This window comes from Puia sp. P3, from assembly GCF_050632245.1.
Lineage (GTDB): Bacteria > Bacteroidota > Bacteroidia > Chitinophagales > Chitinophagaceae > Puia.
Window position 1 is genome coordinate 7,436,129 of the sequence record NZ_CP192583.1, and the last position, 22,529, is coordinate 7,458,657.

Annotated in this window: 21 protein-coding genes and 2 pseudogenes; 11 read left to right on the top strand and 12 right to left on the bottom strand. The window is 55.6% G+C overall.

All coding sequences use genetic code 11. The annotated features are described in order from the left end of the window. Window positions 1-55: 55 nt before the first annotated feature. Complete coding sequence (locus ACQ86N_RS46925) at window positions 56-1,207, top strand: DUF4105 domain-containing protein (RefSeq protein ID WP_431213089.1); 1,152 nt, start codon at window positions 56-58, stop codon at window positions 1,205-1,207. Here the strand turns inward: ACQ86N_RS46925 and ACQ86N_RS46930 are convergent. Next, complete coding sequence (locus tag ACQ86N_RS46930) at window positions 1,194-3,596, bottom strand: ABC transporter permease (RefSeq protein WP_431213090.1); 2,403 nt, start codon at window positions 3,594-3,596, stop codon at window positions 1,194-1,196. The genes ACQ86N_RS46925 and ACQ86N_RS46930 overlap by 14 nt on opposite strands. Before the next feature lie 349 nt (window positions 3,597-3,945). Between ACQ86N_RS46930 and ACQ86N_RS46935 the strand changes: the two are divergent. Next, a pseudogene (locus tag ACQ86N_RS46935) lies at window positions 3,946-4,788 on the top strand (SMP-30/gluconolactonase/LRE family protein); the annotation flags it as partial. 39 nt (window positions 4,789-4,827) lie between these two features. Here ACQ86N_RS46935 and ACQ86N_RS46940 read toward each other — a convergent pair. Then, on the bottom strand, window positions 4,828-6,783 hold the full coding sequence (locus ACQ86N_RS46940; RefSeq protein ID WP_431213091.1) for a KUP/HAK/KT family potassium transporter: 1,956 nt from the start codon (window positions 6,781-6,783) through the stop codon (window positions 4,828-4,830). 78 nt (window positions 6,784-6,861) lie between these two features. Here ACQ86N_RS46940 and ACQ86N_RS46945 point away from each other — a divergent pair, with 78 nt between their 5' ends. After that, window positions 6,862-7,668: a helix-turn-helix domain-containing protein gene (locus tag ACQ86N_RS46945; RefSeq protein ID WP_431213092.1), complete on the top strand. Its 807-nt coding sequence runs from the start codon at window positions 6,862-6,864 to the stop codon at window positions 7,666-7,668. Window positions 7,669-7,815: 147 nt separating this feature from the next. Further along, a complete protein-coding gene (locus ACQ86N_RS46950; RefSeq protein ID WP_431213093.1) occupies window positions 7,816-8,526 on the top strand; it encodes an ester cyclase in 711 nt (236 codons plus the stop codon). A 30-nt stretch (window positions 8,527-8,556) separates the two neighbouring features. Here the strand turns inward: ACQ86N_RS46950 and ACQ86N_RS46955 are convergent, their stop codons facing one another. The 3 genes and pseudogenes from ACQ86N_RS46955 to ACQ86N_RS46965 all read right to left on the bottom strand — a co-directional run bounded on the left by ACQ86N_RS46955 (window position 8,557) and on the right by ACQ86N_RS46965 (window position 10,187). Then, a complete protein-coding gene (locus tag ACQ86N_RS46955) occupies window positions 8,557-8,949 on the bottom strand; it encodes a c-type cytochrome (protein ID WP_431217881.1) in 393 nt (130 codons plus the stop codon). A 140-nt stretch (window positions 8,950-9,089) separates the two neighbouring features. Beyond that, window positions 9,090-9,473 (bottom strand): annotated as a pseudogene (locus tag ACQ86N_RS46960) (c-type cytochrome); the annotation flags it as partial. A 9-nt stretch (window positions 9,474-9,482) separates the two neighbouring features. Next, window positions 9,483-10,187: a hypothetical protein gene (locus ACQ86N_RS46965; protein WP_431213094.1), complete on the bottom strand. Its 705-nt coding sequence runs from the start codon at window positions 10,185-10,187 to the stop codon at window positions 9,483-9,485. Between the two features lie 233 nt (window positions 10,188-10,420). Between ACQ86N_RS46965 and ACQ86N_RS46970 the strand changes: the two genes are divergently transcribed. The 3 genes from ACQ86N_RS46970 (at window position 10,421) to ACQ86N_RS46980 (ending at window position 13,031) form a co-directional block, all read left to right on the top strand. Continuing rightward, window positions 10,421-10,975: an RNA polymerase sigma-70 factor gene (locus tag ACQ86N_RS46970; protein WP_431213095.1), complete on the top strand. Its 555-nt coding sequence runs from the start codon at window positions 10,421-10,423 to the stop codon at window positions 10,973-10,975. After that, a complete protein-coding gene (locus ACQ86N_RS46975; RefSeq protein WP_431213096.1) occupies window positions 10,963-11,958 on the top strand; it encodes a FecR domain-containing protein in 996 nt (331 codons plus the stop codon). The genes ACQ86N_RS46970 and ACQ86N_RS46975 overlap by 13 nt, the downstream gene beginning before the upstream one ends. A gap of 329 nt (window positions 11,959-12,287) precedes the next feature. Continuing rightward, entirely contained in the window at window positions 12,288-13,031 is a 744-nt protein-coding gene (locus tag ACQ86N_RS46980) for a hypothetical protein (RefSeq protein WP_431213097.1), read from the top strand. On the opposite strand, the gene ACQ86N_RS46985 is transcribed toward ACQ86N_RS46980, so the two are convergent. From ACQ86N_RS46985 to ACQ86N_RS47000, 4 genes are read right to left on the bottom strand one after another with little or no spacing between them, the layout of a single operon-like run. Further along, a complete protein-coding gene (locus tag ACQ86N_RS46985; protein ID WP_431213098.1) occupies window positions 12,982-13,962 on the bottom strand; it encodes a CHAT domain-containing protein in 981 nt (326 codons plus the stop codon). The two genes, ACQ86N_RS46980 and ACQ86N_RS46985, sit on opposite strands and share 50 nt — an antisense overlap. Beyond that, on the bottom strand, window positions 13,959-15,641 hold the full coding sequence (locus ACQ86N_RS46990) for a tetratricopeptide repeat protein (RefSeq protein ID WP_431213099.1): 1,683 nt from the start codon (window positions 15,639-15,641) through the stop codon (window positions 13,959-13,961). Before ACQ86N_RS46990 ends, ACQ86N_RS46985 begins: the two co-directional genes overlap by 4 nt. Window positions 15,642-15,668: 27 nt before the next feature. After that, the gene (locus tag ACQ86N_RS46995; RefSeq protein ID WP_431213100.1) at window positions 15,669-16,421 is read right to left on the bottom strand and encodes a hypothetical protein; all 753 of its coding nucleotides are present in this window, start codon (window positions 16,419-16,421) and stop codon (window positions 15,669-15,671) included. Beyond that, the gene (locus ACQ86N_RS47000) at window positions 16,418-17,650 is read right to left on the bottom strand and encodes a PKD domain-containing protein (RefSeq protein WP_431213101.1); all 1,233 of its coding nucleotides are present in this window, start codon (window positions 17,648-17,650) and stop codon (window positions 16,418-16,420) included. Before ACQ86N_RS47000 ends, ACQ86N_RS46995 begins: the two co-directional genes overlap by 4 nt. Before the next feature lie 98 nt (window positions 17,651-17,748). Between ACQ86N_RS47000 and ACQ86N_RS47005 the strand changes: the two genes are divergently transcribed. The 4 genes from ACQ86N_RS47005 to ACQ86N_RS47020 all read left to right on the top strand — a co-directional run bounded on the left by ACQ86N_RS47005 (window position 17,749) and on the right by ACQ86N_RS47020 (window position 20,371). Beyond that, window positions 17,749-18,306 (top strand): RNA polymerase sigma factor, encoded by a 558-nt coding sequence (locus tag ACQ86N_RS47005; protein ID WP_431213102.1) that lies wholly within the window; start codon window positions 17,749-17,751, stop codon window positions 18,304-18,306. Window positions 18,307-18,343: 37 nt separating this feature from the next. Continuing rightward, window positions 18,344-19,027 carry a hypothetical protein gene (locus tag ACQ86N_RS47010; protein ID WP_431213103.1) on the top strand — a complete coding sequence of 228 codons (684 nt, stop codon included), beginning with the start codon at window positions 18,344-18,346 and terminating at the stop codon, window positions 19,025-19,027. 114 nt (window positions 19,028-19,141) lie between these two features. After that, window positions 19,142-19,495: a hypothetical protein gene (locus tag ACQ86N_RS47015; RefSeq protein WP_431213104.1), complete on the top strand. Its 354-nt coding sequence runs from the start codon at window positions 19,142-19,144 to the stop codon at window positions 19,493-19,495. 60 nt (window positions 19,496-19,555) lie between these two features. Continuing rightward, window positions 19,556-20,371: a hypothetical protein gene (locus tag ACQ86N_RS47020; RefSeq protein WP_431213105.1), complete on the top strand. Its 816-nt coding sequence runs from the start codon at window positions 19,556-19,558 to the stop codon at window positions 20,369-20,371. Between the two features lie 51 nt (window positions 20,372-20,422). Here the strand turns inward: ACQ86N_RS47020 and ACQ86N_RS47025 are convergent, their stop codons facing one another. From ACQ86N_RS47025 to ACQ86N_RS47035, 3 genes are all read right to left on the bottom strand, one after another. Further along, window positions 20,423-20,824: a helix-turn-helix domain-containing protein gene (locus tag ACQ86N_RS47025; RefSeq protein ID WP_431213106.1), complete on the bottom strand. Its 402-nt coding sequence runs from the start codon at window positions 20,822-20,824 to the stop codon at window positions 20,423-20,425. An 11-nt stretch (window positions 20,825-20,835) separates the two neighbouring features. Next, on the bottom strand, window positions 20,836-21,651 hold the full coding sequence (locus tag ACQ86N_RS47030; RefSeq protein ID WP_431213107.1) for a helix-turn-helix domain-containing protein: 816 nt from the start codon (window positions 21,649-21,651) through the stop codon (window positions 20,836-20,838). Between the two features lie 91 nt (window positions 21,652-21,742). Next, complete coding sequence (locus ACQ86N_RS47035) at window positions 21,743-22,021, bottom strand: hypothetical protein (RefSeq protein ID WP_431213108.1); 279 nt, start codon at window positions 22,019-22,021, stop codon at window positions 21,743-21,745. Between the last annotated feature and the right edge of the window lie 508 nt (window positions 22,022-22,529).

Below are 22,529 nucleotides of genomic sequence, written 5' to 3' on the forward strand. Positions count from 1 at the left end.
ATTAAATTCAATCCATTGTTTGTGAAAATCAAAGCACGGGTGTACTTTGGACGCCATGAAACGCTCCCTGGCCCTGGTAGTGCTATTTTTCTTTCTCAGCGCAAATGCAACCAATACCCTCCTGTCGCCCTTCAGCAAGGTCAGCGTTCTGACCTGCAACCCCGGTACAGAATCCTATGCCATCTTCGGACACAGCGCCGTCCGCGTACGCGACTCCGTCACCGGCGTCGACGTCGTGTTCAACTTCGGGACCTTCGACGCCGACGACCCCAAATTCTATCAGAAATTTCTTTCGGGACGTATGACCTATTCGCTTAGTGCAGGCACCTTCGCGGACTTTCTTCCGGAATATCGGGGCGGCAACCGTATCGTTTGGGAACAGGTGCTGGATATGACACCGCAGGAAAAACAGCAGATCTGGGACAGGCTGCTGGACAACCTGAAACCGCCAAACAGCCACTACAAATACGACTTTCTATACGACAACTGTTCGACGCGTATCCGCGACGGGCTTCAGAAAATATACGGCAACAGGTGGGAGATAGTCCCACAGACACCACGGAAAAGTTTCAGAGAACAGTTCGGCGCGGGGTTCGCCTATAACGCGTGGACGGGTTTTGGCATCGACATCTGCACCGGTCTCCCCGCCGACAAATACCCTGACGCCAACCAGCAGCTGTTCCTGCCCCTCAATCTGTTCGATGCACTCGCGCAGTCCAGGGCAAAGATCGTCGACACAACGATCGTTTACGATTTCAGCAAACCCGCGGCAAGGGCGTCTATCGACTGGACGGCTCCGCTGACCATCTGCTGGATACTCTTTGTTCTTTACGCCCTGACCCTCTTCGCGGAAGTCCGGTACAAGCGGCATTTCAGGGCGCCCGATAGTATCATCTTCGGCATCACCGGCCTTGCCGGCCTCGTCCTGCTCTTTCTCTGGACCATGACGGACCATAGGATCTCGCGATTCAACCTCAACCTCCTCTGGGCCTCTCCCCTGAACCTACTCCTTCTTTTCCGGCCACAGCTGAAAAAATACTATCTCCCCGTACTGGCCCTGCTGGTCGTCTATCTGCTGGTCGTCCCGCGCCTTTTCGACGCCGCGGTGCTTCCGCTGACGCTTGCTTTGCTCACAAGGATGGTACGGCGCGGCGAGCGAACGCTAGCGGATCAGGGGGCCGGCAGTCTCTCATCTACTCCGTCCTGAGGTTCTTCACCGGATTGACAGCCGCGGCCCTGAAGGCCTGAAAGCTAACGGTTGCCAGCGCCACCAGCAAAGCCAGCGCCCCTCCAAACACAAAGATCCAACCGCTGATAGAGATCCTGTAAACGTATTGCAGCAGCCACTGGTGTACAAAATACCAGGCGATAGGGGTGGAGAGAAGGAACGCAATAGCCACCAGCGCCACGAATTCTTTCGAGAACAGATAGACGATATTCGCCGCCGTTGCCCCCAGCACCTTGCGGATGCCCACCTCCTTCAGCCGTTGCGTCGCCATAAAGGACGCGAGGCCATACAGACCCAGACAGCTGAGGAAAATGGCGATCAGAGCGAAGATCTTGTAGAAGCCGGAAAGCCTGGCCTCCTCCTTATAAAAGTCCGCGATCTTTTCGTCGAGGAACTGGTATTCGTATACAAAGTCAGGGTAAGTATTCGCCCAGAGTCGTTCTATCGAATGCAGCGTGCCCGGAACATCCGACCCGGCGAGGCGGATACCCGCCGCATTGAAGCCCTTCGCAAAGTTCAGCATAAACACTGGAGACAGTGAATCCCTCAGCGAGGACTGATGAAAATCCTTCACCACGCCGACGATGGGTCCTTTGGCAAAGCCGTTCCACAGATTGATCTCCTTGTTGAGTACGTCGTGGGGATTGGAGAACCCCAGCTTTCTGACCAGCGTCTCGTTCACCAGGAACTCCTTTACCGAATCCGTGGCGGTGATATTCCGGCCCGCCACCAGCGGCAGACCATAGGTAGGAACATAATTCGCGTCCACCCATTTGCTGATCGACGCGAATTTGGTATCCTTTTCGGCGTGATCGAACCGGAAACCCGTCCACCAGTTGTCCTGGTCGGCGGGCGAAGTATTGTTAAAGCTGACCTGCCGGACGCCTTTGATCGCGACCAGCTGGTCCCGCAGGTAGTGGATCCTGCTCCGGCTGGCGCTGTCACCGGGGAAGGGAACCGTTACCAGCGCTTCCTTGTTGAAACCCATGGGTATGCTCTGGAAATAGTCCATCTGCCGGATCATCAGTAGCGTTCCGATGATGAGCGCCTGGGCGATGACGAACTGAAGCACGACCAGTCCCCTTCTGAGCGTGATCCCGCCGGCGCTTCTTGCGGCCAGTTTCGTTTTCAGTGCGGTGATGGGGTTAAAGGAAGACAGAACCAGCGCGGGATAGAACCCTGCCAGCAGCGTGACAGCTACGGTGACGGCGACAAGGAACAACAGGACCGGCGCCTCCCTGAGCACGCCGAAATTGACCGGAATATCGAGCATCTTGCTGATCGGAGTGAGTAATCCGCCCGTCAGTACCGAAGCAAGCAATACGCTGCTCGTGACCAGCAGGAATGCCTCGAGAATGAACTGAAGGGTCAGTTGCCCGCGTCTGCCTCCCAGCACTTTGCGAACGCCTACTTCTTTGGCTCTGTTGACGGCCTGTGCGGTCGAGATATTGATGAAGTTGACGCAGGCGATCAGCAGGATAAAACCCGCTATCATCCACAGCGTACGAATGCGGTCCGCGGTAATGGTCTTGCCGCTGTAGTTGCCCGCAACAGCGTCGAAATGTACCTCGGCGATCGACTGCAGGACCTGGATATTCTTGTTGTCGGGAGTCCGGTATTTTTTTGACAGGGTCTTCAGCTGCTGGTTGGCTTTGTCTACGCTAAGACCGTTCGGCAGGAGCACGTAAGTCCCGTGCGAGCCGTTGATCGTCCACCAGTCCTTGTTGGACGAGAAATTGCCAGAGGCGTAGGGGAGCGCCGCTTTTATCCGGATATCGGTATTCGCCGGAAAATCTTCCAGTATGCCGGTGACGTTGAACAGGGCGTTGGCCCCAAATCGTACCGTACGGCCCATCGCCTTCTGCCATTCCCCGAAATATTTATTAGCCATCGACCGGGTAAGGACGATCGAATTCCGGTCTGAAAGCGACTTCACCGGATCTCCCGCCAGCCGGGGGTAGTCGAAGATTGTAAAGAACGAAGGCTCGACCATATAGACGCCATCTTTTTCCTTGAATTTCTTCTCGGGCCGGCCGTCCTTACCCATTGCCGCGAACTGTACGTTGTCCAGGAAAAATATTCCTGTCGTCTTCCAGTCCGGAAGGTCGTTCTCCATTGCGGTCGGCAAAGGGAAGGGGACCGCGGCGGTGGGATTCTCGTTTTCACCCGTCTTGTCGCCGCGCGTCAGGATCCGGTAGATCCTCTCGCTGCTGCGATGAAAATTATCGTAGCTCTGCTCATAACGGATAAAGATAAAGATGACCAGACACACGGCGATGCCTACACCGAGACCTGCTACCGTGATGATGGAATAGACCTTATTGGCCAGTAGATTGCGGATGGCTGTTTTGAAATAATTGCGGAACATGAGGGGAAGATTTCGGAAGATAAGTCCACCATTTGGGTGCCGGATTATCAGCGGGCTGATAGTCAACTGGTTAAACCCCGGAATGACAAAATAACTGTCCAGTTGTGATACGGTCGATGTTCGGTTGTACCTTAGATAGCATGAAAAAAGCACTCTTCTGGACCGCGCTGGTCCTCGGCCTTTGGCTGCGGCTCACCCGAACGAGGACCGGCCTCCGGCTCAACATCGGAGGCGAAAGGCAACAAGCCCCTGGGCAAGGTCATCCTCTATGACAGCGGCGCTACCAACGTGATAGACACCAACGCACAGCTGTCCATCATCGGTCGTCACTACAAGCTGGTGCGAGGGTCCCGTCTGGGTGCCGGCGCAGAAAATGCTGCTGTTCTCCGCGGTGAAGGAGAACAAAGTGTATAAATGGGACGGGAAGGACAGCCCCACGGTCTATCTCAGTCCATCCGGGTATACGGATACTGCTTTCCGTGATGGCGAGAACGGCAGCAACGGCCTTACGCTGGACAAGGATGGACGACTGCTGCTCTGTCAGTCGGGCAACCGGCAGGTGGTCAGGCTCGCTACCGGCCTCGATTCGCCAAGACCGGAATACATCATACTGGCGCCCACCTGGCAGGGTAAGAAATTCAACAGCCCGAATGACCTCGTTGCCGACAGCCACAACAATATCTACTTTACCGATCCCATCTACGGCCTGCCCAAAGGCGCAGCCGACCCGACAAGAGAGCTGAATTTCGAGGGAGTCTACAGGATCGACAGCGCGGGCAAACTCACCCTGCTGATCGATTCGATCTCCCGTCCCAACGGCATTGCGTTGTCTCCGGACCAGAAGACGCTGTATGTCGGCAGCAGCGACGACCGGCATACGGGCTGGTACGCTTACCACCTGGGTGCGAACGGCGCCATCATCAGCGGCGGCATATTGTTCGACGGAACGGCGCTGAAGGAAAAGGCCGCGGTCAGGCAGGGCGCGGACGGATTTAAGGTCGACAAACACGGCAATCTCTTCGCTTCCGGTCCGGACGGCGTCAATATCATTTCTTCCGCGGGTAAGCTGCTGGGGCTGATACAGGTGTATGACCGCAGGACGTCCAACTGTGCGTTCAACGAGACAAAGGACGTTCTCTATGTCACAGCGGATGACGTAGTGCTGAGGATCAGGCTGACGGGGAAGGACTGACGGCGGGTCGCGTGGTGAAGGGTCCCTGAGGACTGACACCTATTTTTCCCTCGTGATCGGCGGGTGAACCGCCGGCGATACTATGATCGGATAGTTCTCGACGGTAACATTGCTGCGATCCAGTCCGAAGTTCACCGACTCTTTTACGCTGATGTATCTGAGATTGAAATAGCTGCGCATGATAAAGCGCTTTCCGAAGGCCAGATCGTTCTCGAAGGACAGGAAGGGTTCCATCAGTAAGAACCGGAAATCGCCGGTCTTGCTTTGCTGATAGTGCCGCTCTTCCCTGTCGGAAAGATTTACCTCGCCACTCCTGATCAGGTCCTTGATGACCTCCGCAAAATAATAGTCGAGCCTGGGCTCGATCCTGAACCCGAAGTTGAAGGTGATGAAATAGACGTCATTCGGGCAAAGACAGTCTGTGCTGTAGGTGAGGGCATAGGGCTCGTCGACGACGTTGACGTGCAGAAACCAATAGATATCGGCCCTCTTGGGAAACCGCGACAGGATCGAATCGATCGCCGTCTTTTCTACCTTGCGCGCGGAACCCGAAGCCGTCAGATAGGCAAGGTTGGTGGAATACTTCGGGATATTGGTATCCGCGCTCAGCCGTTTGAGCAGATCGGTATAGTCGTCGATCCTTACGAGACTGATCAACGACCGCTTCATAGCCTTTCCCCGGTTCCAGATGAACATGATGGCTATAAGGCCGGCTCCGATGAGCAGGGTGATCCAGCCGCCGTCCCTGATCTTCCGGAAATTGGCGGTCAGAAATGACAGTTCAATGGCCGGGAATAACCCGGTGACCAGCGTCACGATGAGAAAGTTTACCTTTTTCGAGGCTAGATAGAAATTGATCAGCACGGTGCTCATCAGCATGGTCAGCGTGATACTGAGCCCATAGGCCGCTTCCATGCGGGTCGATTCGCGGAAATAGAGCACCATGAAGATAGAGCCGGCCATCAGCATCCAGTTCGCGAACGGGATATAGATCTGCCCCTTGATATTGCTCGGGAACAACACCCGGTGCCTTGGCCAGATATCCAGACGGATCGCTTCATTGATCAGGGTAAAACAACCGCTGATCAGCGCCTGGCTGGCGATGATGGTAGCCATCGTCGCTATGACGACGGCAGGCACATAAATGGCGGACGGGACGATTTGGTAGAATGGGCTGATGATGCCGACCGTCTGACCCTGGTGCTGTAAGAGCCAGGCCGTCTGTCCGGCATAGCTAAGGATCAGGGTTATCTTGACGTAAACCCAGCTGACCCGGATATTGTTCCTGCCCGTATGCCCCATATCGCTGTACAGTGCCTCGGCGCCTGTGGTACAAAGAAAAATGCTTCCCAGCAGCCAGAATCCGCCCGGCGCCTGACGCAACATCTCATACGCATACCAGGGGTTGAGGGCCCTGAGGATACCGGGGCTGTCCTTTAGCGCCATGACGCCAAGCACTCCAATAAATGTAAACCACAGCACCATCACCGGTCCGAAGACCTTGCCGATCCTTTCCGTACCGAACTGCTGGAAGAGAAAGAGCACGACCAGAATGCCGATCACGAGTCCCTCGGTCTTCATGTGCGGATACAGCCCCTGCAGGCCTTCCACTGCCGAGGCTACCGATATCGGCGGGGTGATGATCCCGTCCGCCATGAGAAAGGCGCCCCCGGCCATTGCGGGGAACAAAAGCCATTTACCCGAGAACCGGCGGATCAGCGCGTACAGGGAGAAGATGCCTCCCTCACCCTTATTGTCGGCCTGCAGGGTAATAATGACATACTTCAGCGTGGTCTGAAATGTCAGCGTCCAGAAGATCGCCGACAGCGAGCCGAGTGCGATATCGGCGGTTATCAGACGGTTGTGAAACACGGCGTTCAGCGTGTACAGGGGTGAGGTGCCGATATCCCCGAAGACGATACCCGTGGCGATCAGTATACCGGCAGCGGTTACGCGCCGGTGGAATGTTTCAGAGGATGTGGAACTTGAATTCATCAAAAACAGCTTTTCCAAATTTATGCCATTGCGGCCAGTTTACCATTGCGGAAAATAAGCGTAGCTTTATAGCTGACCATGAATATCCAGCGTTACCGTCCTTCTGCCGTGCTTGCTCCATATATTAAGGAGTTCTTCATCATCGAGAGCGATGGGGTGATGGACAGCAGGATATTGCCGGATACCTCGCTGGTCATGGCCATTCGCTTCAGGGGAATTATACAGAGGATCGGGACATCCACCACAGAAATGATACTTGCGGATCCCGCGGGGACCTCCACGACCGTTGGCCCCGGCGTCATCACGGGGCTTCGAAGGTCACACCGCCTCATGCGCTATTTCCCCGGCACGGGCAATGTCCTTATCCTGTTCAAGGAAGGCGGACTGGCCGCATTCTCCCGCACACCGGCCAACGAACTCTTCGACGTAACCATACCCGCAGAGAACTTCTTCACAAAAACCGCGGCGCGGGACCTCGTCGACGCTATATCCGAGGCAAACGACAACTCCACCCGCATCCGCAGGACCGAGGCATTCCTGACACAGCAGCTAAGAGGTAATGGCCCCGACCCCCTCGTCAACGAGGCCGTCCGGCTCATTAAGGAAAGCAGGGGTCTCATAAAGATCAAAGACCTCGCACACGCGCTCTACATCAGTCAGGACCCGCTGGAGAAGCGGTTCCGCACACAGATAGGCTCGACCCCCAAACAGTATTCCTCCATCATCCGCCTGAGAAATATCATCGATAACTGGTCTTCCTATCCCTCGCTGACCAGCGCGTCGTACGATGCCGGCTACTTCGACCAGTCCCATTTTATAAAGGACTTCCGGACCTTTACCGGCGAGTCACCAAAGGATTTCTTCCGTTCCGCGCGGTTCTGGTAAACCCGCAGCGGCGGCCCCGCGCAAATCCGCGGCGGCCCCGCGCAAATCCGCGGCGTCCCCGTGCAGATCCGCGGCCCCCCGCGCAGATCAATGATTTTTTACAATTCCGGCGGGCGGCGTTCTGATACCTTTACTGAAAAATAAAATATGACGAACAAGGAAACAGTCGCCAGGCTCTACACAGAAGGACTCAACAAAAGAAACTGGCAGCTCATCAACGAGCTTATTGCACCTGAATACGAAGGGGTGCGCGGGATAAAAGGCGGAGAAGGATTTTCAGCCGCGATCATTCCCCTGGTAAAGGCATTTCCCGACATGCAGTGGCGGATCGACGACCTTTTCGGAGAAGAAGATAAAGTTGTCATACGATTTCACTGGGACGGTACCCACCAGGATACATTCAGCGTCTATCCGGCAACGGGAAAACACATCACCAATGGCGGCATAGCCACCTTCACCGTCAAAGACGGCAGGATCACCGAAGGACAGCTGCAGACCGACAGACAGGGGTTTGTTCAGCAGGTCGCCGCCCCCGCCAGCGAACAGACCTGTCTTATCGACAAGTTCTTCATACCCGCCGATGCTAAGGAGGAATTCTACGAGCGCATGAAGATCAACCGGGACTTTATAAAGAAGCTACCCGGCTTTATCGGGGATGACGCCTACACGTACTTTGACGATAACGACAACCTGATCTGCGTTACGGTCGCCCGCTGGCGGAACATGGACTTCATCAATATGGCCAAAGAGGCCGTACAGGCGGAGTACAAAAGGGAGAACTTCGACATGCCCGCCATGCTGAAGCGGCTGAACATCTCGATCGACCGCGGCGTCTACAGGCCATTCATAACTGAATAAGCTCATGGGGCGGCGCTTGCTGCCCCAAACTTATTTCTTCCCCTTTTGCATCGGGCCGAACGGTCCGTATTTATGGCGGGCCTCGGAATAACTATCCGCGTATGGCCCGAAGGGATGGTCATATGGTTTCAGCTTTATATCGGGCCAGTCGGCGGGGAAGGACTTCTGCGGTCTGGGCTGCGAGTTGACAAAGGCCGCGACATCCCAGGCCTGCTCGTCGGTCAGCGTTGCAGTCCTGTAGTCGACCCCGAACGGCATATTGTTCCTCACGAAGCCTGCAAATCGGGACAGGCGATACAAACCCGCCCCCGTATTATAGCTGTGTTCGCCCCATAGCGGCGGGTATACATAACCGGTACTGTCGGCGGCCGGCTGCCCGGCGCCTTCCGGGCCATGACAACGCCGACACGTCGATAGATAGATCGCTCTCCCCTTGCCGTATCCGCCGCGCGGTCGGGGAAGGGCAGCGTCGGAAGGCCGCTGCCTTCAGGCTTCTTTCCTTTTGGAACCCCGCGACCCATCCACCGGAAATAGGCAACAAATGCCTTCATCTCCACTGAATTGCTGTCCGGCGAACGGCCGTTGAGACTCTGTTCGAAACAGTCGATGACGCGCTGGGAGATACTCTCTACCGCCCCCCGCCTCTCCCTGAACCTCGGATAGGTGGAATAGACGGCCCCGAAATTATTCCCCCAGGGCTGCGTCCCCGCCTTTAGATGACAGTTCTGACAGGTCATACCATTGGAGCCCCTGTCCAGCGCACCCCGCGGACCGAAATAAGCCGACGTCTTGGCGATCAGCCGCTGCCCGTACCGGATAAGATCGCCTTCTTCGGTAGAAGGAATGGAAGAAGAGTCCGGGGCGGTCCAGGCACTGACGACTGGCCTGGATTCGCGCCCGCAGAAAGCCAGCAGGCACGAACCCAGTACAATCCATTTGCGAACCATAAATTGAAATTAACCTGCGAAGCAATAGGTGCACCCGTGCTCCTGTGCGCGGCCCACCGCCCATACGCCTGACGGCATCGGTTGTACGCCCGGAAGCACACCCGCCAGCCATTCGTTCTTGACGGCCTGCGCATCCTGGTTGCTGCCCATAGCGGCCACAGCGGAATAGACGGTCATTGCCATATCGCAGACACAGAACATTACCCCGCTGTTTTGCAGATTATCGATGCCGATGTCTACCGCGCCGATACCCGGTATCTTGTAGTCATCGGGTTTGCATTTCCAGAAGGGATTGCGCGTTGCCGGAGCCTTGGTCCTGACGTCGTTAATTTTGAACATCTCCCCGAATTTGTATTTTGCCCAGAGATCGTCACCCATCGCATAAGGGATCGCCTCATGCCGCAGGACTACGACTACATTGCAGTCGGTCTCGGGCGTGCCCGTGCCGCTGTTGGTCAGCAGGAATACCTTGGGCCACGCGAATGTCATTAGCTCTTTGGGAGCGGGGCAGTCGAATACTATGCGGTGCTTGCCCTTCATATTCTTGAACCAGGCGTCCGGATCGGCGTATGCATCGGCAAGACCGACGCCCGTATGATCCGGGGTATTTGCGTGTGCGGCTAACGGGAAGGCTGCTGCGCCGCCACCGACGAGCGCGGCGGTCCCGGCGAGTTTGCCAAAGAACTCGCGGCGGGTGGTGTTTGGAACGTCCATAGTTTCTAATTTTTTAGAAATGTATATAAATTTTTCATATGGGTCAAGTCAAATTACCCAACGGTTTATGCATATATTTCAATAAATCACTAGGTAGGAGCCGACATTTTGGGCCAGCGGAGGGGTGCCCTGGTTAAGGGTTCGGCCGGTTTATTTTTTTGCCACGGGTAAGGGTAAACCGAACTTCGGTCATCTTATTCATAAACAACACCGTGTTACCGACTGCGATCACAATGGCTTCACAAAAGGACAAGGCGATTGTAAGTTTTGAAGACCTGTTCAGGACCTATTTTCAAAGCCTTTATGCCTATGCCTTTCTGACGGTCAGGGACGGGAAGGTGGCGGAGGAGATCGTCCAGCAGGTATTCTGCCGGCTCTGGGAAAAATGGTCGTCGATCGCCGTTCACACGTCCTTCAATGCTTACCTATATAAGGCAGTACACAACGAATGTCTGCAGCACCAACGGCGGAAAAAGCACCAGTCCCGCTATCAGTCCCATATGGTCTGGCAGGAAAAACACGCGCGAACAGGCGACCCGTCCTCCGAACGGTTGCAGCAGAAAGAGCTGGAAAGACGTTTTTATCAGGCGCTGGAGCAGCTGCCTGGTCAGTGCCGGCTGGTCTTTCAGCTCCACCGTTTCACCGGCATGAAATATCCCGAGATCGCCCATCAGCTGAACATTTCGCTAAAGACCGTAGAGAGTCAGATGGCAAAAGCGCTTAAAAGACTGCGCCAGTCACTGGCCGAATTCCTTCCACTCCTAATATTATTCTTATGGCACAAGTAAACAGATATGAGGACATCCTCCAGCTCACGGAGTTCACCGACTGGATCGAGGTCCCCGAGGTCGATACAGAGGACGCCTGGACAAGACTGCAGACCCGGATACAGACCGTTGCAGCGGGACGAACGGCCGGCCGGCGACACGCCGCAGGCGGGAGACAAGCAGCATTCGGTAGACAAGCAGCAGGCGGGAGACAAGCAGCGAGGCCACTCCGGCGCATCTGGTGGGCGGCGGCAGCCTCTGTCGTCCTCGTGCTGACCGGCTGGTTTTTAGTCCGCAATTCCCGAAAAACCTCCCCGTCCGCCAAAGCGCCGGCGCTCGTCCAGCTGGTCGCCAACGAGGTACACGCGCCATCTTCAAATACCCTCCCGGACGGCTCCACCGTACGCCTGTATAGCAATTCCAGTCTCTCGTATCCGGCAGGATTTCCCGACAGCCAGCGCAGGGTAACGCTCCGCGGCGCGGCTATGTTCAATATCACTCCCAACGCGCAGAAGCCATTCGTCGTCGCGGTCAGGGATATTCAAATCACCGTCCTGGGCACGTCCTTTACTATCAGCAGCGACGACGGTCAGACGGAGATCCGCGTGCTCTCAGGCCTCGTACAGGTGGCCAGCCCGCGATTCGACCTCCCGCTGAAAGCCCGGGAAAGACTGGTCATTACGGATAGCTTCTGGGCAAAGGAAGCCGATACCGCCGCGCCAAAGCAGATTAAGGGACCGCCCAGGGAACCGACGGGCCCGGTCAAACAGCCCACCGGCCCGGTCAAACAGCCCACCGGCCCCGTCAAACAGCCCACCGGCCCCGTCAAGCAGCCCACCGGTCCCGTCAAACCCAGTGGTCGTCGCCATCAAACCCGTCCTTTCCGACAACGTCGCACACCAGCGCCAGCTGCTGCACGCCATCGTCCGATCATTCCTCGGAGGACCGGCTGGCCGACAGCGAGGACAACGTCATCAGCTTTGCCCTTACCGATGGATCACTGACGATCAACGGACAAACCCAGCCCCAAAACATACACGAAAAATATAAAAAGAATTACCTCGAGACCCCCGGCGTCGGCTTCTACTTCGGCCCCGTAAACATGACCGGCACCGGAATTTTTATGGACCGCGACGACCTTCGAGCGAATTAAACGGGAATTAAGTTTCTCAACTTTCGCCGGCATTATAGGAAAAATGGATATTTTGCGGCCCGTTCGACAGGGCCAATTGATTCCGCTTTAACTGGTTATCATAATGTTAAAGCCCCAGCGCTTTGCAGCAATTAGTCTGACATACCGGTCCTTTGTTGGGCAACTAAAACTCGTGAACGTATGAAAAAATTGTTGATCTGTATTTTATGTTTTGCGGTAACACAGGGCTATGCGCAGGTGCGCGTCGGGGTCGAAGGTTCTTTTACTTCTTTTAATTTCTGGCAAAGTCAGGGATATTCAGGCTTGCCCTCCGGAGTCAATACCTGGGCTATGAACGGCTTTCAGGGCGGGGTGGTAGTGGAATATGACCTGGGGCATACCGGCCTGATCCTGCAGCCTGCTGTATTGTATGCGGAGAACGGCGCTCACCTCGGCAATCGCCAGGGTTTTCCTTCCCTGCCGGGCGGCGCGACGATCGGCTTTTCCAATACGGAGATCCGTCTCTATTCCTTACGGGTCCCCGTCAACCTGCTCTACAAATGGGATTTCAATAAGGTGAGGATCCTCGCCGGACTCGGACCCTATATCGCCAAAAACCTGTCTGGTACGGAAAAAGGATACTATGAGGCTTACTATCTCGATGGCAGCGGCGACTACATAACGGTCAAGCCGAAGATCGACAACAAGGTCGATTTCAGCAGCGGCCAGTCCAATTCAACTCAGGGCGTCACGAAGATCGCGCCCTACGATATCGGCATGGATGCCCAGGTAGGCGCCCAGTATAAGAAATTCCAGTTCTGGCTCAACTACAGCCGCGGCTTTACCCGGCTCTATCACACCAACTATGTCAACGCCGGCAATTCCTTCTGGAATTTCACGCTCGCCTATATGATCTTCGGACACGATATAAAACCAAAATTATAACCACTGCGAGCACCGGCAATACGTAAGCAACCACAAGACCAGATCTGCCTACCGTAAAAACGTCCTCCTTCAACGGTTGCGGATCGCCCTGGTAGTTCAGTACCGCCCAATACCAGGGGAGTTTGTGCAGATAGTTGACGGCCGGGTCTTTCAGCCAATTCAGTTTTGCCGCCCGCAGCGCCCGGGCGGCATTTTCTTTTCCACTCTGCCGATCCATTTCTGAATAAAAGCCCTGCACCAGCCGGCCCGCCGTCTCGTCATTGACATCCCACCAGCCTGCGACCACAGCGCCCGTCCCCCCGCCGATAAAGGCGCGGGCGAGACTCTGCACGCCTTCTCCGCTGACCATCCTGCCGTCACCCGTCCGGCAGGCGCTGAGTACCACGAGTCCGGGCTGATGCTCCATCGTCTTCAGCTCGAAGAGATAAAAGGATGAATCATATAGTTCGATACGGGGAACGAACAGACTGTCGTTCTTTGCAAAGGCGTGCGAGCTGATATGTACCACGGCCGAGGTCGCAAGGGCCTTCCGGAATGCCGCCACAGTTGCCTGCTCCCCGGAGTACCAGCCGCCGTCGGGGATCAGCCGCTGGAGCCCCTCCCGTTCCGCAGTTATTGCATTCAATACGGGCATGCTCCGGTGGGTATCCGAAAGGAACAGCCCCGAGAAACCTTTTCCCCCCGCGGAATGCCTCCGGAGGGTTCGCAGCGACCAGGCATAGGAGACCTGCGCCTGCCGGATCACATACGGCCAGTCCGCTGGAGAGGGAAGCGCCTCGGGAGACGTGACCAGCGCGTCTACCGGCAACAGGCTCAGCGCCCCGTCCGTAAGCAAAATATAGTCGGTGCCCGATTGCAATGGATGGCTTCCGAACAACTGCCGGTAAAGTGCATACGCCTGGCGATACCAGACAAGGGGATGGTCGATCATCGCTCCCTCTCCCCGTCCGAACCACGCGCCCACCCAGGTCCGCAGGCTATCCTGCCAGCCACTGCCGAGGGATAGCTTTTCTGCGAAACTGATACCGGCAGGACTGCATTCCAGCGCGTAGATCGCGGCCGACCCGCAAAAGAAAGACCGGGCGGCCTGTCCTTTTGCAGAACACTATAGGGTTCGGGGTCGTATAACGTTTGCCCCGGCAGCGTATCCGCCACCGGCGCTTTTTTATACAGCTGGGCGATCTCCCAGCGCAGCTGTTTCTCCTGCCCCGCGATGGCACTGTCGTCCCTGCCGATCGCCTCTTTCTGATAATACGACAGGGCTTTTTGCAGCAGCCTTATCCGAATGGCAACGCTGTCGCCCGCGACCTGCGCCCGGTACAGCTGCTGGCGCTGCAGCTCTTCCAGCAACAGCTGCGCACGGCTGCTCTCCATCAGTTGCAGCAGGGCGGCCTGGTATTTTTGTTCATGGCTGCTGTTCCAGGCGTCCCACGCAAAACCGATCGCTTCCTCATATCGGCCCCGGGTGTCCGAAATAGCCTCCTCGCCCGACGAACTGCTGACCAGCTCGTGCCGCAATTTTGCCCCCGCCGCAAAGCTCAGCGCATACAGCCGCAACGCCTCGCCTGCATCCTTCTGTCGCCTTGCGAGCCCGGCCCTGACGAATAGCAGGTCTGCCAGCGTATTCTCCGCATAAAGGTCCCGCTCGCTCAGAGAACCCCAGCTTTTTCCTGGAAGAAGCACGGTAAGACATTTGTCCAGCCATGCTGCCGCCTCGCCGGGCTGCCCCGTGCGCAGATAAAAGCTGCCCAGGCGCAACAGCAGCTTAGCTCTTTCGCGGAAGCCGCTGCTGAAGCCGGACCCCAGGGCGAAAGCCTTTTTGTATAACGCCAGCGCCCTGCCCGGCTCGCTCAAATAGATATCGCCGCCCTGCTGATAGGCCATGAGCAGCCAGAAGGACGACGACCGATCTTTCCGCGCCCCTTCGAGGACCGCGATGCTTTTGGTAATGCTTTCCCGGGCAAGCAACGTGTCGCCCAGCTGCATCGCCGCGTCCGCGCGTTCGGACAACAGCAGACCCGCCTGCGCAGACCGGCCGTCGACCACTTCGAGACCCTGTCTGCAGTAGTCCAGCGATTGCTGTGGCCTTCCCATATTGCTGGACACATTGGCGAGATTGCCGTATACACCCGCCAGCTGCTGCTTGTCCGTTCCCGCCACGGCGATAGCAAGCGCCTTCCGATGGATGAACAGCGCCTGCTCGTAGTCCCCCAGACGGGTATAGTTGTTGCCCAGCGGCTTTAGTATGGTCTCGAGGACTTGTTGTTCATCAGCGATCTCGCGATGCTGGCGGGCCCAGTTGTAGGCCGCCGTATAGGCGTCCGTGCTGGCGACGATGGCGCCCTTCAGCAGGAACGCATAACCCTCGTTGGTCAGCAGGTCCAGCCAGGCCTGATCCTCGGCGTCGGTTCGGGGACGGCGCCAGGCGTTCGCGACGGCTTCCGTCAGCAGCGCACTCCGGCCCGCGGGATCCTGCGCTACCCACTGTAGCTGCGCATAGATCCAGCCGGAAAGGTCATCCGTGCTTTTGTATTTGTCAGGGGATGGCTGCTGTGCCGGACAAAGCCGGCCGACCAGTAATAGTAGCGCTGTAAATAATTTTACCTTCATTTTCACCCCGGGGGCACCTGAAGATAGCTATAATTTGAATCCCGCGTAGAGGAAGAATCTGTCGGTGATATCCCCCTTTAGCAACCTTATATACCGAATCCCAAGCACCGGGCCCGTCCTTACCTTCCCTATCTGCAGGTCGGCAAAAGGCGCGGCATTCCAGTTGCCCAGCCAGGTGACGGAGGACTTTTGCGAACTGCCGGATACCATAGTAGTCAGCGTCTGCGGCAGCGGCTGACTGACGAAATACACCTTGTTCTCCACCGTGGTCTGTTCCGAGATATTTACCTGGGCCATGGCGCCCAGCCCCACGCCGATCCAGTTGCTGATATTATAGCGGTAGTGCAGCGGCGTGATCTCGAAACTGTTCCGGCGGGTAGTGGTTACCGTTTGCCTCCCGGTTATCAGAACGGGCAGCCCGCCGATCAGCGTATCCCGCTGGTCCTTCACCACGGTGCCCGTAAAATCGTCCTGCTGCAGCAGCCCCACAAAGACCTCCGCCTGGAAATAGGGCCGGTACGGCTTGTAGGGCGCCAGCACGTACCCGAACTGTAGCGGACCCCTCGCGGAATAGCCCCCGTTCGATGGCAGAGCGCTGTAACCAACCATGATCCCCGGCGAGATCCCCTTGATGAACCGTGCCATCGCCCTATTGGTCGTCACCGGCGGATTGCGGTCAAAAACGATATTTGCCTGGCTGGCAAACGGTATCTTCTTCGGCTTCTTTTTAAAGCGGACCGTATACTCTATAAATCCCGTCGTGGAATCCCGATCCTTCACCCCTCCTGTTCAAGCCCGGGGAGATAAATATTGTTGAACACAAAATACATGCTGTCGCCCAGTCTGACCGTGTCGAAACAGCTCTGCCTGTTGTAGGCCGAGTCGCACCATACACAGGCCGGGCTGATGGCGTTGACCTTTACACTTCCGGGATCCAGTTGTTTTGGAATGGCTACCCCGACGGAGACCTTTCTCGTGGGACCCTTGCCGGTATTTTGCCACTCCACCCGGTAGGTAAGCTCCTTGTCCTTGCGCATGAACCTGTAGTTGATCCTCCTGCCCACGAGCCGCATGCGGTTCGGGTCATGAGAGGCCACTATCTGCATGTCCATCTGAAACTGCTCCGGCGCGACCGTCCTGTCGTCCGGCACCAGCATCGCCGTAAAATCTACCGTCGCATTCGTGTCCTGCAGCATTCCCGGCAGGGTATTCATATCGAGGAACACGAACCGCTCTTCGCCGGGATTCATCGCCGAAAAATGGAGGACGGTATGTTTGGTATATTCTTCTTCCAACTGGTGCAGCATCGAGCTGGCTGCTTCGGCGACTTCGGGTTCTTCGGGATTTTCGTTTTCTCTTTCGGCGCCGGCTTCGCCCCACAACGAGGGTTTGCTTTTTATTACGGGGGTCTCCAGGCGGGCCATCAGCTCGTCCAGCGAACCGTTGCTCTCATTATTATAACATCGCTGCTCCGCCAGCGCAAATCCATCCTGGCCGATCTGCCTTTCGTTATAGAACAGGACGACCGAGCCGGTGAAGGGGGTGTTGTTCCGGTTGCGGTAGCCGACGATGGTCACGAAATCCTCTCCCGGTCTCGGATACCGGTTGATCTTCATTTCGATCCCGCCCCTTCCGCGGAAAAAATGCGAGGCCCAGCCGTCTGCACCGGCCAGTTTCTTTTTGACCTTTACCGGCCTGGGTCTGGTAGGCGGCGCCTTGCCGTCGTCGTAGTTGTTGGTGGCATACAATCTCACCTGATATTCGCCCGTATCGCGATAGGCATATGAGGGATCCTTGTCGAAGCTAAATCGGCCGTCGCCCATCTCCCAGAAATAGGTGTAGAAGGCGGCAGGCGCGCCGGCGATCTGCCTCAGGGGCCGCAACCGGGCGGAGAAATGCAGGCTGTCGCCCCGGTCGTCAATCCGGATCTCAGGGGGAATCGAGTCCTGTGCAACACAGGAGGTCCCTATAATAAGCAGCATGACCAAACTCAGAGCCTTTGTTCTCATATTGGAGGTAAGATTGATAAAGATAAGTAACCCGACCCATTTTGTATATCAACCACATGCCGGAATTGTTACCTTCGCCGTAAATCTATAGTACCAGGATGTTAGTCCACGCCGACCAGCGATATATAACCGCTCTACTGGAAAACGACCAACAGCTGATAGGGGACATCTACCGGCGATTCGCTCCGACCATCCGGTCTCATATCCTCAGTCACCGCGGGACGGCCGACGACGCTGCCGACATCTTCCAGGAGTCCCTGATCGATATCTACAACCAGGCGAAACACAACGGCTTGCAGCTATCCTGTCCCTTCGAACCTTTTTTATTGCTGGTGTGCAAAAGAAAATGGCTCAACGAGCTGAAGAAAAGAGGACGCAGCCCGGTAACAAAACTGTCGGACGATTTATCTGAATATGGAGAAGACATTTTTGCCGCGACCGAAAGCGTTGCCCGCGAAGAGGATAAGGCCCGCATTTTCATGGAACAGTTCCAGCGGCTCGGCGAAAAATGCAGGGAGATCCTGCGCCTGGTCCTCGGCGGCGACCCGCAGGAAAAGATCGCCGCTCAGCTGGGCGTGACCTATGGCTATTTGCGGAAGAAGAAGTCGGAATGTATGGCAACCCTTTTATCCTATATACAAGCACAGAAAATCTAGCGTATGGCAGCTTATGACAAAGAGGTGATCATCCGGTATGCGGACAACGAACTCTCCGAAGAAGAAAGGAGACAGTTCGAGGCCGACCTGTCTGCTGACCCCGCCCTCGGCCGCCGATCTGGCGCTCTACCTCGAGCTCAGGCAAACACTGCAGCAGCGCCTGCCGAAGGACGCCGGGAGCGAAGCACTGCGCTCGACGACGTCGGAATTCAACAAACAGTATTTTACAGTTGCGGACCGGCGCCCCGCCCTTGTCCGCCGGATCGCATTTTCTGCGGCGGCCGCGGCCTGCGTCATCGTGGTCATCGGTCTCTTTCTTTTGCCCGGCAAAGATCGCGGGCTCGACCAGCTGGGACGAACAGAGATGGTGAATATAACTTCAAGAGGGGGAATACCGATACCTTGCTCCAGCAGGCCGCCCTCTTCTTCAACAACAAGCAATTCGACAAGGCCCTTCCCCTGCTCGACAAGGCCGTCGCCGCCGACACCGGCAGCCAGCTCGGCCCTCTTTTACAGAGGAGTAACGGAATGGCATATGGGCGCTGCCGATCAGGCTCGGAAAGACTTAATCAAGGTATATAATGGGGAGTCCCTGCTCCGGTACGAAGCCGCATTTTATATGGCCCTGTCCTTCGCCGGCGAAAAAAGGATGCCCCCGCAAAGGAATGGCTGGACAGGATTCCCGAAGGCACCCCCGTCTCATCCCGTGCTAACCAGCTGAGAGACAAGCTGAAATAAAAAGTTCAAAAAAGAGGGTAACAATTCCTGAGGTTGTTTGATCTGTAGGTGAAAGGGGCACACAACCCCGATTGTCTAACAACTAAAATCAGGAATTATGAAACGCTTATTTGTTTTTGCAGCCATCGTCATCGCCTCGCTTACTATCTCCAACAACGCTTCTGCTCAGGTGAGGCTTGGCCTTTCCAATTCAACCCGCCTCAGCTCTGCGGCGTCTGTCAGTACTCCTTCCGTGAATAATGCCCTGCGGGCTTCCGCCGCCACGACGCACGCCGCCGAGGTAAAGACAACGCATGCTGCGGCCACGACCACGCATGCGGCCGCCACGACCACGCATGCGGCCGCGTCAACAGCAAAATCTACCACGGCGACAGCCGAAGCAACAAAAGTCGACGCAAATGCCTCCGCCAGCGCAAATGCTTCTACTTCAGTTGCCGCAGGCAAACAATAACATCCCTATGTCAACGCGGCCGCCGCAAGGCGGTCGCTTTCTTCCCAAAACCACCACACCATGAAAAAGATCCTCACCATCCTGGCCGTTCTCTATTCTACCACCACCTTCGCACAGACCGACTCATCCACTCATTTCATCGTAGCGGCGACCTACAACTCCGGGATGAACTACTACGGCCGCGTCGACAGCCTTCACAGCAAAGGATTCTATCCCAGCGTCGGCCTGTCCCTTAAGAACGGGCTCTACGCAACCTCGACATTTGTATTTATTCAGAACAAGATGTCCAACGAGTATGCCGCAACACTGATAGAAGGAGGATATAATTTCAGCAACAAAAAGAATACCTGGGCCGGCAGTCTTTCCGCGGCGAAGTATTTTTATAAGGCAGACGTATCACTGGTACAGTCCGCGGTGAAGGAACTGGTTTCGGGAAGTCTGACCCAGCTGAACAAGGTCATGAATATCACCATCGGTGCCAACGTCAAATTCAGCGGATATACGGATATCGGCGTCCAGGCGGGCCTGGATCATATCATCCGGTTCGGGAATGTGCTGGGCGGCGTCATCGTCCTCGACCCGGGCTTCAACGCCTTCGGAGGGACACAGAATTTTACAAAGACGGCCTACCAGCAAAAGAATTTTCTTCTCTTCCCGGTTGCCGGGGAGCAGGTGACTACAAGCACCCGAAAGTTCAACATCCTGTCTTACGAGCTGAACATGCCCGTCGTGTATGCTTACAAAAAATTGAATCTGATCCTTACTCCGGCCTATGTGCTTCCGCAAAATCTGATCACGGTGCCAGGTCAGCCCTCTCTTTCCGAAAGAGGAGCCAACCTGTTCTATATCACGGCTACCGTGAAACTTACGCTGTAGACTAGTCTTCCCGGCTTCGGGTCCTGGCCCCGCGTCAGCTGGTATCGGGGATCAGGAAGAGACTGCAGCGATCAGCCGGACAGTATGATGATCCGCCTCATCCAGCTGCCTCCGGTACTCTTTAGGGCTGACACCGGCATAGACCTTGAACCATTTGGTGAAATTGGAGGGGTCATAGGTAAGCCGCCTCGCCACCTCCGCGATGGAATTGCGGGGGTCCTTCAGTAGGGTCTTGGCGACGATGAGCAGCTTCTCTTCATAAAAATAGCAGGGATGGTGACCCGTATATTCCTTGATGGTATTGCTGAGATGGGTGGGGTGGATAAACAGCTTTGCTGCGATCTCCTTTAGTTCGAGCATCTCGTCTTCCCGGCCCTCGACCACGTCCTTCAGGTGCTGGTCAAGTATAGCCAGGTAGTCTTTTAATATTTCTGCACCGCGGTTGAATGCCATTTTGTTTGTTTTTAGTTCACCAGCGAGGGCGCCTTTCCGAATTCCTTTTTGAAGGCAAACGAAAAATGGGAGAGGTCCTCAAATCCTACTTCAAGGTAGACGTCCGAAGGTCTGCGTCCTTTTTCTTTTATCAGGTAATACGCCTGTTCCAGTCGCCGTTGCTGCAGCCATCGCCCCGGAGAGGCGTGAAAGATCTTTTCGAAATCCCTTTTAAAAGTCGCCAGGCTTCTTCCGGTGAGATAGGCAAACTGTTTCATTTCCACGTTGAAGGCGAAATTCCTGCTCATGAACTCGGCCAGGTCGATCTTTCCCGGTTCTCCAAAATCAAACAACAAGTTTTTCAGCTCTTTGTTCAGGCGCGTCAGAAGGATTATCGCTTCTTTTACCTTCAGCTCCCGCAGCGACCTGTCGATATCCTGGCGGGGACTATCGGTATAGGGCGCCAGCGACTGGAAGAAACTATTGCAGAAGGCGTCCTGCTGCAGCAGCACGATGCTTTCCCCGCGCCAGGGGCCTTCTGCCGATATGCCGTTCTCGACGCTATAGTTCCTCAGCAGGTCCTGGTGAAGGCGGATGCTGACGGACTTATAAACGCCGCCGCCGGGTGGTGGAATTTTGGTGGCCTTGGCCAGCTGGTGTCTCTTCACCAGGAGGGTGTCGCCCGCGTGGAATTCCCGCATCGTATTCCCCACGTAGAAGGACATACTGCCTTCGAGAATATGGGTGAAGGAATGTTCGTACACAAAGCTCTCGCTCATCCGGCTCTTCTCCGTGAAGCAGGAATAAAACAGCCAATTGGCGGCGACATCCTGGATTTCTTCTTTCATGTCTGTAAATTAGTCGATTATTCTTTAAATTACTTTGTTGTAAAGCTCAATTTTCTTTGTTCAGGGGCTCAGCGGCTGCCCGCGGCCGACCTCAACTCCCATGTCCCTCGAGGCTTTGAATGACAGGAACTTCCGAAGACACCTTCGGAAACGCTACCGGTGCAAAAACTCCCGGCGCGAATCCGCACCCCGAGCCCGGATCGCTCATCACCTGCATCAGCTTGACGCGCAGCGGCTCGAAATAGAATAAGATCTCGCACGAGCTGTCCTTGCTGGGATGATATTCCGCCCTGCCGTCGTCATAGACCAGCGTATCCAGAAGTCCCCCCGACCGGTAGCCGGGATAGCCGGCGTTGATATAGAAACACATGGCGACGGTATGCTCGTCGAGCAGCCGGACCCTCAGCTCACCGGAGTGACCGACGGTCCTGTTATTCTTTACGACGCCTTTTTAGTCTATACGTACCCGTTGGATCGAAGATGGAAGATAGTTTGCCTGGAACAAATCCGCTCAGCGGCAGCAGGCACAAAAAGAGGAGACTTCTCATACAAACATGATTTAGCGGTTAATAATCAGCTTTCTCATGTTTGTAAAACCGGACGGAGTCCGACGCAAATTCATTACCAAATTACTAAATAAAAAAATAGTTTCTCAAAAAGTTGGCTCAATCAAAAAAATAATCACACCTTTGCACTGTTAAAAAAAATACAAAATGCGCCTCCATCTATCACATATGACAAATGAGAACGGATTCAGCCGGATAGGCTGGAATTCCGCTCGCGGGGCGTGTTTTACTATTCAATAGATTGATGAACACATTGATAGAACACAGACCCCGCAAGCGATTGCGGGGTTTTTTGTTTGCCGCCGCCAGCCC